Below are 11473 nucleotides of genomic sequence, written 5' to 3' on the forward strand. Positions count from 1 at the left end.
AATAAAAAACCCGGAACTACTTCCCGATTTTGATGCTCGAAAACTTCAGCCAGGGCTCGGCGCCGTCGGACTTGGCCACCGCCTCGGGGGAAGCCCTCGACGGCGATTCACCGGTATCGATGTCGGCCTCAGTGATGCGGCGCTCGAAATTCTCCGCGTCGAACTGGACGCGATATTGCACATGCCCGTGGTCGTTGGGCAGGATGCTGGAGATCCGGCACCGCTTGTCGGCTTTCGCCGTGCGGGTGAGGCCGGATTTCAGCACGATCATGTCGCCGACTTTATAGTTTGGTCTGCCCATTTCAGCGTCCCTTCGACTCTTCGGCTGCTCAATCGCTCAATCAGAACGACCGGGGGTCATTCAGGACCGACCGGGGCATTCCGGAAAAGCCTGCGATCAAAGCAAAAAGGCCGGGCTGGTACCCGACCTCTTCCAGTCACTCAGCCCGCCGCCGGTATCGGTAGCTCGCTGCCAGTACATCCGTGGTCAGCTTGCTGCCAGCACATGGCCAGCCCGCTGCCATATTCATGGTCAGCAGAGGAAGAGGCGAATGACAAATCATGCGGCCTGAAGGTTGTCGGCCGAATTCTTGCCGGACTTCTTGTCGCGGACGAGATCGTAGCGGATCTTCTGACCTTCAACGAGTTCGCGCATTCCGGCGCGTTCAACCGCTGAGATATGGACAAAAACGTCCGTAGAACCATCATCAGGCTGAATGAAGCCAAAACCCTTGGTGCCATTGAACCACTTTACGACGCCTGAATTCATAACGATCTCCTTTTCAACCGTTTGTGTTCGCCTGCGGAAAGATATCCGACAAGCCGTATCGATGTTGAGAGGATATCTGACGGAGCGCTCAAGCGCGTGGACAAAGGTCGCAAGCAATTCGATACGCACCATGTAGGATATTTACCGAATTAAGCAATGGTATTTCGGAAAATAATTCTCTCGCGGGCACAAAATGAAGCTCTTGCCCCAGGGGCAAAGCACCCTTTTCCCCGGGGCAAAGCACTCGCTCGCCCGGGGCAAAGCAACCGCTTGCCCGAGGCAAAGCGCCAGCTTGCCTGGGAAAAGCGATCGATCCGAGGCGGCCGGATTGCGGCCGCCTCGATGACGATTACTGCCAGACGACGATGGGCGCCTTGGTGGGAACGCGGTCGTAGAGATCGATGATATCCTGGTTCATCAGCCGCACGCAGCCTGACGAGACGGCCTTGCCGATCGAGCGCCAATCGGGATTTCCGTGCAGGCGGTAGAGCGTGTCCTCTCCATTCGAGAAGATATAGAGCGCGCGGGCGCCGAGCGGGTTCTTCAGACCCGGCTCCATGCCGCCGTTCTCGATCGAATATTTGACGAGTTCGGGCTGGCGGGCGACCATCTCGTTCGGCGGCTTCCAGCGCGGCCATCTCTGACGCCACTGGATGACGCCCGACCCCTGCCAGGCGAAACCCTCGCGGCCGATGCCGACGCCGTAGCGCATCGCCATGCCGTCACCCTGGACGAGATAGAGGAAGCGCGACGGCGTATCGACGACAATGGTGCCGGGAGGCTGACCGGTGGGATCGACGACGCGCTGGCGATAATAGCGCGGATCGATCTGCTCGTAGGGAACGGCTGGAATGAGAAAGCCGCCGTCTTCGATGGGGCCATACATGACGGCAAGCTCAGCCCCACTCGGCACGCTCGACGCACCCGGGGACTGGAACAGGCGCATTGGCGAACGGTAGGTGATCGTCGTATCGCCTGATGTCACGGTGTTGGCTGAGGAGGCGCAGCCGGCGAGCGCGGAGGCTGCGGTCAACGCCGAAAAGGAAAGAAAGCTGCGGCGGGAAAGATGTCTATCGAAGCTCATGACGCGGGACTGATTTCCTCTGATGCGGGAAGCCGGACGGGACGCCGGATAAACCGGTGATTCGTCCAATGCCGATAACAACATCAAAAGATCTATCGGCTTGCGCCAAATAAACCATAGCTTCACGCAGACGTGTCCAGCTCGGAGCGGACGATATGGGAAGCGCTGTTGCAGCGCTACATCACAACGATCTCGGCCTTGGCAGAAACGCGGTCGTAAAGATCGATGACGTCCTGGTTCAGCATGCGCACGCAGCCCGACGAGGTGGCCTTGCCGACCGACTGCCAGTCGGGTGTGCCGTGGATGCGATAGAGCGTATCCTGCCCGTCCTTGAAGATATACATGGCGCGGGCGCCGAGCGGGTTCATCAGCCCTGGATTCATGCCTCCATTCTCCGCTCCGAACGGGCGGACTTCAGGCTGGCGCGAGACCATTTCGACCGACGGCGTCCAGCGCGGCCATTTCTGCTTCCACTGGATGACGCCCCGGCCGGACCAGGCGTAACCGTCGCGGCCGAGGCCGACGCCGTAACGCATCGCCTTGCCGTTGCCCTCGACGAAATAGAGGAAATGCGCCTTGGTATCGATGACCACGGTGCCGGCACGCTCGGTCGTCTGATAATCGACCTCCTGGCGCAAGAACTGCGGCTGCACGCGGCTGACCGGGATCGCCGGCAGGGTGAAATCTTCGTCACGCTGCTGTCCGTACATCGCCATGTGCACGGGGTTGGTGACCGGCAGGCCATAGGTCTGGTGGAACTGGGTCTTGTAGAGCTCGCGCGTCTGCGGCACCGGCTGATCGGGGATCGGCCGCACCCGGCGCGGATCGACGCCGGGCGGCTGATAGAAGACCGGCGAGGTTTCCTGGACGAAGCGGGCGGGCGAATCGGCGGCGACATCGGGAATGAGGATGTTGCAGCCGCTCAGCGACGCAACCGCAATCACGAGCCCAGCAAGCGGGAAGACCCGGCGCAGAAAATTCATGGAACCACCCTTATCAACGATCGGCAGACAGCGACATCTGACGGAACGATGGCATTCGCGGCTGGCGCGAGGCTGGCGTTGGGGTGGAAAATCAGGAAACGAGCAGGACGCCATTGCCATAGGCGGCGGCCAGATCGCGGATCAGCTGCGTCTCCCGCTCGGTCAGCTTGCCAGGATCGACGAAACGCCAGTTGCGCTCATAAAGCGCGAAGGCCTCGCCGGCGGGCATGGCGCGCACGGGATCGCGATTCCAGGCGAGCGATTTCAGCTCGGGGAAGTCGTTCGGCACAATCATGCTCTCTGGCATGCTCTTAGCGTTCGTCGTCATTCCAGCAATATAGGGCTAATGGCCCTCATTTGAAGCGGCTGGAATTCAGGCCGCCACTCCGTGAAAGAAGCGGATGCTCTGTTCGATCTCGGCCGGCAGCGCCGAGGTGTGATTGCCGGCGACGGTTTCCGTTTCGATATGAACGCCGGCGCCGCGGGCGCGGCGGGCCAGCAGATCGGCGCGGTCGTTGAAATGCGGCTCCTCGGTGCCGTGGACGACACGGACCGGGCATTTAAAGCTGTGGGCGTAACACAGCGCCGAACGCACCTCGAATTCATGCCCGTTGCTATCGTCGAAACGGATGTCCTGGGGATAGCGGTTGAAGAAGCGGAAGGCATCGGGGTTGCCTGAAATTGGTGCTGCGGCGCGGAATTTGTGGGTGGTCATCGCCGTCAGCATGGTCAGCGTGCCGCCGATGCTATGGCCGGCGATGAAGAGGCGCTCGGGATCGACACCCGGCAGATGCGCCAGGCGCTCGGTGGCGGCGAGAACGTCGTCGACCTCGTCGTAGAAGCCGGAGAAATTGCCCATCTGGCCGTTTTCGCCACGCAACGACGGCATCATCACGACATAACCGGCATCCATATAGGGCTTCATCAGCTGCCAGTGGCCGATGCCCATGGCATTGCCGCCGTGCAGGAAGAGCACGGCCGGCCTGGCGGCGCGCTCGCGCTTGTATTTCGAGACCCAGGCCGCCAGCTCCAGCTCGCCGTAACCGGAGCGGTAGAAGATCTTGTCGGCATCGGCAGGCGCATTCAGCGGTTCGTATTTGTCGGGCGCCGGCCCCTTCTGCAGCAGCTTGGTGCGGAAATGGTGGCGGACCTTGGCGTAGTCGTGCTTGGCAAGGCGTGGCTCGTCCGGGACATCGAACGCGGCCGCCATGCGCGGCAGGATAAGTGCACCGGCGAGACCCGCCAGCACGGCACGGCGCTGGAGGAAAAGGGAATTTCGTTCACGCGAGCTCATAACGCAGCATCCATCATTTCCCCGGCCAGTCCAAATTAAACAGAGCATGATGTCGTCCGAAAACCGCTTACACTTTTCGGCACCATGCTCGGGAAAATCTGCACCGGAAGATCGTTGCCGCCAATACACATGCTGTTGAAAATATTGCCCTGCGTCATTGTTGCGCAGGGGTTGCAACTTCACGCCGGCTTGGCCTCGATCATGGCGATCAGCGTGCGCAGCCGGTCGGCCTCGTAGGAGGGCTTGTCGGGGCGAAGGCGGGCGATGCGGGGAAAGCGCATGGCGACGCCTGATTTGTGCCGGGTCGAACGGTTGATGCCCTCGAAGGCCACTTCGACGACGAAGCCGAAATCCTTGTCGGCGCGCACGGCGCGTACCGGGCCGAAACGCTCGGTGGTATTGTTGCGCACGAATTTGTCGAGCACCTCGAGCTCGGCATCGGTGAAGCCGAAATAGGCCTTGCCGACGGGCACCAGCTGTTCGCCGTCCTCGTCATCGGCCCAGACGCCGAAGGTGAAATCGGAATAGTAGCTGGAGCGCTTGCCGTGGCCGCGCTGGGCATACATCAGGACCGCATCGACATTATAGGGGTTGCGCTTCCACTTGAACCAAGGCCCCTTCATGCGGCCGGCCTGGTAGACGCTGTCGCGGCGCTTGATCATCACGCCTTCGATGACCGGATCGGGCGGGGCGGCGCGCAGAGTATCGAGCTCTTCCCACGACGAGAACGGCACCAGCGGCGAGAGGTCGAAACGGTCGTGCGGGGCGCGGTCGATGATCTCGGTCAGCCGGTCGCGGCGATCGACATAGGTGCGCCCGCGAACATCGTCGTCGCCATCGAAGAGCAGGTCATAGGTGCGGATGAAGGCGGGGTAATCACCAAGCATCTTTGCCGTTACCGTCTTGCGGTTCAGGCGCTGCTGCAGGTCGGAGAAGGTGCGCGTCGGGCTGTTCGAGCGGGCAGTGCCGCCGACCAGCAGCTCGCCATCGACGACGCCGGAAAAATTGATCGCGTCGAGAATATCGGGAAAGGCGCCTGAAATGTCGTCGCCGGAGCGGGAATAGATCTTGCGCCTGTCGCCGGAGCGGGAGAGCTGGACGCGGATGCCGTCCCATTTCCATTCGGCGGCGTAATTCACCGGATCGAGGCTGGTCAGATCGCCCTCCTCTACCGCATTGGCGAGCATGACGGAATGGAAGATCGCCGGTGTGGCCAGCACCGGCTTTTCGCCGCCGCCCGCCAGCCATTCGAACAGCGTCTCATAAGGCGGCTGCAGACCATGCCAGAGGGTTTCGATCTCGGTGACGTCCTTGTCGCCGAGATCGGCGAGCGCCTGCTTGGCAAGGCGGGCGGAAACGCCGATGCGCATGGCGCCGGTGGCAAGCTTGATGAAGGCGAAACGGCCGGACGAATCCAGCCGGTCGAGAAGATCGCGGACGTAGCTGCGCACTTCGGTGCGGCCGAGCGCGTTCATGCCGGTGACGACCTCGCCGAGACGCGGCTGGGCAAGTGCCGAGCGGTCGATATCCCTCTCATTGTCCCAGACGAGCGAGATGGTTTCGGCAAGATCGCCGACATAATCGTAGGAATAGCGAAACAGCACCTCGTCCATGCGCTCCAGCACCAGCTCGCGCAACATGGCGGGCTTGACGTTGCGCACCTCCAGCGTGCCGGCGATGGCGGCAAGGCCGTAGCCGCGATCAGGATCGGGCGTGTCGCGGAAATAATCGGTGAGCAGCTTCAGCTTGCCGTTGCGGCTGGGGGTCAGCACCAAGCGGTCGAGCAGGTCGGCGAAGGCTTTCATGGGTGCCTCGCGACTTCGGAGGGGTTTTGACGCGGGATATTGCTCATCTTCTCAATCCCCCTCGTCCTCATAACCCACCAGATGCAGCGGCTTCGCCTTGATGCCCTGCAATTGGCACCAGCGCACCAGGGCCTCCTCGCGGCCATGCGTCACCCAGACCTCGGCCGGGTGCAATTCCCGGATCGTTTCGGTCAGTTCCGGCCAGTCGCAATGATCGGAGATGACGAGGGGCAGTTCGACGCCGTGCTGTTTGGCGCGCTGGCGCACCATCATCCAGCCGGAGGCGAAGGCCGGAAGCGGCTCGCTGAAGCGCCGGGCCCAGCGATCGGCGAAGGCCGATGACGGGCCGATGACGACGGCCCCTTTGAAGGCGGACTTGTCGCGGCTTTCGATCGTCGCCGGCAGCAGTTCGCCGAGATCGATGCCCTGCTCGATATAATAGTCGCAGAGTTTTTCCATGGCGCCGTGGATATAGATCGGTTCGGCATAACCGGCATCGCGCAGCAGCCGGATGACGCGCTGGGCCTTGCCGAGCGCATAGGCGCCGACGAGATGGGTGCGCTCGGGAAATTGGCGCAGCGATGCCAAGAGCTTGCCGATCTCGTCCATCGGATCGGGGTGATGGAAGACCGGCAGGCCGAAGGTCGCCTCGGTGATGAAAACATCGCAGGCAACCGGCACATAGGCGGCGCAGGTCGGATCGGGGCGACGTTTGTAGTCGCCGGAGACGACGATGCGGGTGCCGTTCTTCTCGATGGCAATCTGGGCAGAGCCGAGCACATGGCCGGCCGGGTGAAAGCTCACCTTGACGCCGTTGACCAGCAGTTCCTCACCGAAGGCTGCCGCCTGCTCGCTGGCGCAGAAACCGTCGCCGTAACGCAGGCGCATGATGTCCAGCGTCTGGCGGGTGGCAAGCACGTTTACATGGCCCGGCCGGGCATGATCCGAATGGCCATGGGTGACGAGCGCCTGCTCGACGGGCCGCACCGGATCGACATAAAAGCCGCCTTCCGGGCAATAGAGCCCCTCCGGGGCAGGATAAAGCAGCGCATCAGGTCTCATGAAACGAGAGATAGCGGGAAATGGGCGCGAGGCCAGAGGGCGGGAAGAAGGGACTGGCGAATGCGCCGTGGCTCAACGCCGGCGATCGTCACGACCCTATTCCATCGAGGAAGGATTCGACAGCGGCACTAAATTGCGACGGCCGCTGCAGCGGCGCGAAATGGCTGACACCGTTGAGATAGATCATCTCAGCGTTCGGAATGCTGCGGGCAAGATATTCGGCATGGTCTGGCTTGATGAATTCGTCGTGCTCGGCGAGGACGATCGCGACCGGCACGTGGATCAGGCCCAAGTCGGCGGCCTGATAATTCGGCTCTGTCTGCATCATCAGGCTGACCGCCTCGACGAATGGATTAAAATCATCCGGCGTGGTGGACAATGCGGCGTAATCCTTGGCGTGCCGGCCGAAGCATCGGTCGATGACCGGGGTCGGAACGAATTCCAGCGTGCCGCTCGGATCCATGTTGCAGGCGAAGAAAAAGACGCCCTCGACCCGCGACGGCGCCGTCATGGCGAGGATCAAAGCGATGCAGGCGCCGTCGCTCCAGCCGACAATGGCCGCCTTGTCGAGATGCAGTTGGTCCATGACGGCGAGCACATCGGCAGCCATCAGCTCATAGCTATAGGGGCGTGAATCGCGGGTGCTTCTTCCATGGCCGCGGCTGTCGATCAGCACGACGCGGCGGCCGCGGCGCAAGAGTGCCGGGATCTGATAGCCCCAGTTGCCGCTGTGGCCGAGGCCGCCATGGAGGAGAATGACGGCTGGGCCGACGCCGTAGCTCGCATACCAGATACGGGCGCCGTCATGGGCGACATGACCGTCGACTGCTGCCGGCGGCAACGGGGCGGCGCCATGCGCTTCGAAATGGATGAGCTCGTCGTCGTCAAATTCCATAGCGATCAGACTCATTGTTGCCGCAGCATAGAAAAGCCGGAAAACAGCCCAAGAACAACCGGAATCGCTCTCTAGCCCTTGCGATGCAACCAGGGGGATCAGCATTGGGCAGGAAGCTTTTCTATTGTGCGGCGGTGATCGCCATTGCCGCGGCTGGCATTTACCTCAACAATACCAGTATGCTAGCGCAGCATCGATCCGGAAAACCGGTGTTGCTCGCCCATCGGGGCATCGCCCAGCGGTTCGACGAAACCGATCTGAAGAACGACACCTGCACGGCGAGCCGGATGCTGCCGCCGAAACACGATTATCTCGAAAACACCATCAGATCGATGCAGGCTGGCTTTGCCGCCGGCGCCGATATGGTCGAGATCGACGTGCATCCGACGACCGATGGGCAATTCGCCGTCTTTCACGACTGGACGCTCGACTGCCGCACCGACGGGCATGGCGTCACGCGCGAGCATTCGATGGCTGACATGAGGAAGCTCGACATCGGCTATGGCTATACCGCCGATGGCGGCAAGACCTTTCCCTTTCGCGGCCGGGGCATCGGCATGATGCCGACGCTTGCCGAGGTGCTGTCCACCTTTCCGGATCGGCGCTTCCTCATCAACATCAAGAGCCGCGATCCTTCCGAGGGTGAAAAGCTCGCCGCCGTGCTCAATGGGCTCTCCACTGAGCGACGGGCCGAGATCATCGTTTATGGCGGCGACGAGCCGATCGACGTGCTCCGCCTGATGGCACCCGATATCAAGGCCGCCTCGCGCAAGAGCCTGAAGGGCTGCCTGTTCGGCTATATCGGCTATGGTTGGACCGGCCTGCTGCCGGACGAATGCAAACAGGCGATGATGCTGGTGCCGATCAATATCGCGCCGTGGCTCTGGGGCTGGCCGGATCGTTTTCTCGACCGGATGGCGGATGCCGGGACCGAGGTTTTCGTGCTCGGCCCCTATCGCGGCAGCGATTTTTCCACCGGCATCGACGACCCCGCGCAACTGGCGCAGCTGCCTGAGGACTATGCGGCGGGCATATGGACGAACGAGATCGAAGCGATCGGCAGGCTCGTGAAATGAGGTTTGAAAGACGTCACATCGACCAGATCGATGCGAGGTCTTTCAATGTTTCCTTTTGTGCATGTCGTACTCCCAAAACCGCTGCACAGTTTTGGGCGACCTGCATCAGAGACTGCCAGTCTGCAGCAATGCCGGGATCTCCTCCGGGGAGACCGGCTTGGAGAAGCGGAAGCCTTGCGCCTCCTCGCAGTGGGCCTGGCGCAGGAAATCCATCTGGGCGTCGGTTTCGACGCCTTCGGCGAGAACCGAGAGCTTCAGCGTCTGCGCCAGCGAAATGACCGCCGAGGCGATGGCAACGGCGGTCTTGTCGCCCGGCAGGGCCTCGACCAGCGAACGGTCCATCTTCAAGCGGTCGAAGGGGAAGGTCTTCAGCGCCGCCAGGCTGGAATAGCCGGAGCCGAAATCGTCGATCGACAGGCGCACGCCAAGCCCCCGCAGCGTTTCCATCATGGCAAGCGCGCGTTCGGCATTCTGCATCACCACGCTTTCGGTGACTTCCAGCTCCAGCCAGCGGGACTGCAGGCGGTGGCGCTCCAGCGCCTCGGCGACGTGGGTTGCGAAGTCAGGATCGGCGAACTGTTTAGCCGAGACGTTGACGGCAATCGTCAGCGGCGCCAGGCCCATGTCCTGCCAGTGGCGCGCCTGGCGGCAGGCCTCGTTCAGAACCCAGAGGCCGAGGGGAACGATAAGGCCGGTCTCTTCGGCGAGCGGAATGAAATTGACCGGAGGCACCCTGCCCTTTGCCGGATGGTTCCAGCGCACCAATGCCTCCAGCCCGGTGATGCGGCCGGTGGCGACGTCGACCTGCGGTTGGTATTGCAGGAACAACTGCTGGCCAGTGATCGCCTGATGCAGTTCCTCCTGCTCGCCGAGCGGCATTCCCACAGGCGTGCTGCCGCCATCGTGATGCTGCAATGTGTTGCGGCCGAGCTCCTTGGCGCGGTACATGGCGCGGTCGGCATTGGCGAGAAGCTCTTCCGAGGTCGCGCCATCGAAGGGGAAGGCGGCAACGCCGATGCTGGAGGTGACGGTGATTTCGCCATGCGCCCCACGGATCGGCCGGTTGATCGCCTTCTGCAGCTCGCGAAGGCGGCGCGTGATGCCGGCATCGTGGCTCGACTGGTGAACGAGCACCACGAGGAATTCGTCGCCGCCGAGACGCACCACCATATCGGACGCCCTGACGCTGTTGGCCATGCGGGCGGCGATCTCTTTCAGCACCTCGTCGCCGGCGGCGTGGCCGCGGCCGTCGTTGATGTCCTTGAAATTGTCGAGATCGATATAGGCGACGGTCACCTTGCGGTTGTTGCGCCGGGCCTGGTCAAGAATGCTCGCCAGCCGTTCCTTGAGGAAGGCGCGGTTCGGCAGGCCCGTCAGATCGTCATGATGGGCCATGAAATGTATGCGGTCATCGACACGCTTGCGCTCGATGGCGATGCCGGCGATATGGGTGGCGAGCGCCACCAGCGTCATCTCGTGCTCGGTGGGACGGCGGACTTCCCGGGAATAGAGCGCAAACGTGCCGAGCACATTGTTCTGCGAGGTGGCGATCGGCGTCGACCAGCAGGATCGGAAGCCGAACGGCGCGATCATCGCGCGAAAATCCTCCCAGAGCGGATCAATCGTCACGTCCTCGACGATCACCGTCTGGCCGCGCCAGACGGCGGTACCGCAGGAGCCGACCTTGGGGCCAATCGTGACGCCATCGATCAGGCGGCTATAGCCGCCGGGCAGATTGGGGGACGCGCCGTGATAGAGCCTGGTGCCCTCGCCGTCGAGTAGCAGCACGGATCCGTCAATCCCATCCAGCTGCGCCTCGATCATCAGCACGAGCGCCTCGAGGATCATCGGCAACGGCTCGTTGCGGGCGATCATTTCCAGCAGGCTCGCCTGGCCGCGATGCAGATCCTCCTGGCGCTTGCGTTCGGTGATATCACGGGAAACACCGATCAGGCCGACGATCTCGCCGCGATCGTTGCGCAGCGGTATCTTCGAGGTCAGCCGGCATATCGGCTTGCGGGCGCCTGGAAGGGTGTAGGATTCCTCCATGTCGATGCGGGCTTCGCCGGTCGCCATGATCTGCTGTTCGATGTCGAAATGGCGGCACGCCGTCTCGAAATCGAACAGGTCGAAATCGCGCTTGCCGGTGATCAGCGCGGCGCTCTCCAGGCCAAGGCTGCTGGCGGTGACGGCGTTGGCGAAGACGAAGCGGCTGTCACGATCCTTGACGTAAAGGAAATCCGGCAGTTCGTGGACGATCGCTTTGAGGCGCAGGTTCTCGATACCCTCGGAAAGGTGATGAGCGGTCGATGCCATCATTGCCTCCGTCGCGGCGACGATGCGTCGCGTTTCGGCCGTCAGGGCATCGGTCGATTCCCATCGCCTGGCACCCAATTCGTGCATGACGCCATTCTCCCCGCCGGCCGAAGGCCGTATCCCGCAATCGTCATCATTGAAATTCCCTTCAAAGTAGTCCTCATTTCCTTCGGCTTGCTTAAATGAAAG

11 protein-coding genes are annotated in these 11473 nt (G+C 62.2%); 1 reads left to right on the forward strand and 10 read right to left on the reverse strand.

Features of this window, described 5'->3' with window-relative positions; all coding sequences use genetic code 11:
* Positions 1–16: 16 nt before the first annotated feature.
* The 9 genes from FFM53_RS06700 to FFM53_RS06740 form a co-directional block, all read right to left on the reverse strand.
* A complete protein-coding gene (locus FFM53_RS06700; protein ID WP_094086441.1) occupies positions 17–301 on the reverse strand; it encodes a cold-shock protein in 285 nt (94 codons plus the stop codon).
* A 258-nt stretch (positions 302–559) separates the two neighbouring features.
* Entirely contained in the window at positions 560–769 is a 210-nt protein-coding gene (locus FFM53_RS06705) for a cold-shock protein (protein WP_003546468.1), read from the reverse strand.
* Between the two features lie 349 nt (positions 770–1118).
* Positions 1119–1853: a L,D-transpeptidase gene (locus tag FFM53_RS06710; protein WP_003557650.1), complete on the reverse strand. Its 735-nt coding sequence runs from the start codon at positions 1851–1853 to the stop codon at positions 1119–1121.
* A gap of 176 nt (positions 1854–2029) precedes the next feature.
* Positions 2030–2836: a L,D-transpeptidase gene (locus FFM53_RS06715; RefSeq protein ID WP_138387797.1), complete on the reverse strand. Its 807-nt coding sequence runs from the start codon at positions 2834–2836 to the stop codon at positions 2030–2032.
* 91 nt (positions 2837–2927) lie between these two features.
* A complete protein-coding gene (locus FFM53_RS06720; protein WP_138328980.1) occupies positions 2928–3131 on the reverse strand; it encodes a hypothetical protein in 204 nt (67 codons plus the stop codon).
* Positions 3132–3209: 78 nt separating this feature from the next.
* Positions 3210–4130, reverse strand: coding sequence for an alpha/beta hydrolase family protein (locus FFM53_RS06725; protein WP_138387798.1), 921 nt, complete (start codon positions 4128–4130; stop codon positions 3210–3212).
* A gap of 179 nt (positions 4131–4309) precedes the next feature.
* The gene (locus FFM53_RS06730; protein WP_138328597.1) at positions 4310–5935 is read right to left on the reverse strand and encodes a cisplatin damage response ATP-dependent DNA ligase; all 1626 of its coding nucleotides are present in this window, start codon (positions 5933–5935) and stop codon (positions 4310–4312) included.
* A gap of 51 nt (positions 5936–5986) precedes the next feature.
* Positions 5987–6997, reverse strand: a complete 1011-nt coding sequence (locus tag FFM53_RS06735) for a ligase-associated DNA damage response exonuclease (RefSeq protein ID WP_138328598.1) — start codon at positions 6995–6997, stop codon at positions 5987–5989.
* An 88-nt stretch (positions 6998–7085) separates the two neighbouring features.
* Entirely contained in the window at positions 7086–7892 is an 807-nt protein-coding gene (locus FFM53_RS06740; protein WP_138328981.1) for an alpha/beta fold hydrolase, read from the reverse strand.
* A 104-nt stretch (positions 7893–7996) separates the two neighbouring features.
* Here FFM53_RS06740 and FFM53_RS06745 point away from each other — a divergent pair, with 104 nt between their 5' ends.
* A complete protein-coding gene (locus tag FFM53_RS06745) occupies positions 7997–8968 on the forward strand; it encodes a glycerophosphodiester phosphodiesterase family protein (protein WP_138387799.1) in 972 nt (323 codons plus the stop codon).
* Between the two features lie 105 nt (positions 8969–9073).
* Here the strand turns inward: FFM53_RS06745 and FFM53_RS06750 are convergent, their stop codons facing one another.
* Positions 9074–11371: a sensor domain-containing protein gene (locus FFM53_RS06750; protein WP_138387800.1), complete on the reverse strand. Its 2298-nt coding sequence runs from the start codon at positions 11369–11371 to the stop codon at positions 9074–9076.
* Positions 11372–11473 lie beyond the last annotated feature (102 nt).

The sequence above is a fragment of the Rhizobium indicum genome, from assembly GCF_005862305.2.
GTDB lineage: Bacteria > Pseudomonadota > Alphaproteobacteria > Rhizobiales > Rhizobiaceae > Rhizobium > Rhizobium indicum.

What these genes read in the sequence shown, in the direction of transcription:
- FFM53_RS06700 (WP_094086441.1), bottom strand. Translation starts at nt 301, where the DNA reads ATGGGCAGACCAAACTATAAAGTCGGCGACATGATCGTGCTGAAATCC.
- FFM53_RS06705 (WP_003546468.1), bottom strand. Translation starts at nt 769, where the DNA reads ATGAATTCAGGCGTCGTAAAGTGGTTCAATGGCACCAAGGGTTTTGGC.
- FFM53_RS06710 (WP_003557650.1), bottom strand. Translation starts at nt 1,853, where the DNA reads ATGAGCTTCGATAGACATCTTTCCCGCCGCAGCTTTCTTTCCTTTTCG.
- FFM53_RS06715 (WP_138387797.1), bottom strand. Translation starts at nt 2,836, where the DNA reads ATGAATTTTCTGCGCCGGGTCTTCCCGCTTGCTGGGCTCGTGATTGCG.
- FFM53_RS06720 (WP_138328980.1), bottom strand. Translation starts at nt 3,131, where the DNA reads ATGATTGTGCCGAACGACTTCCCCGAGCTGAAATCGCTCGCCTGGAAT.
- FFM53_RS06725 (WP_138387798.1), bottom strand. Translation starts at nt 4,130, where the DNA reads ATGAGCTCGCGTGAACGAAATTCCCTTTTCCTCCAGCGCCGTGCCGTG.
- FFM53_RS06730 (WP_138328597.1), bottom strand. Translation starts at nt 5,935, where the DNA reads ATGAAAGCCTTCGCCGACCTGCTCGACCGCTTGGTGCTGACCCCCAGC.
- FFM53_RS06735 (WP_138328598.1), bottom strand. Translation starts at nt 6,997, where the DNA reads ATGAGACCTGATGCGCTGCTTTATCCTGCCCCGGAGGGGCTCTATTGC.
- FFM53_RS06740 (WP_138328981.1), bottom strand. Translation starts at nt 7,892, where the DNA reads ATGGAATTTGACGACGACGAGCTCATCCATTTCGAAGCGCATGGCGCC.
- FFM53_RS06750 (WP_138387800.1), bottom strand. Translation starts at nt 11,371, where the DNA reads ATGCACGAATTGGGTGCCAGGCGATGGGAATCGACCGATGCCCTGACG.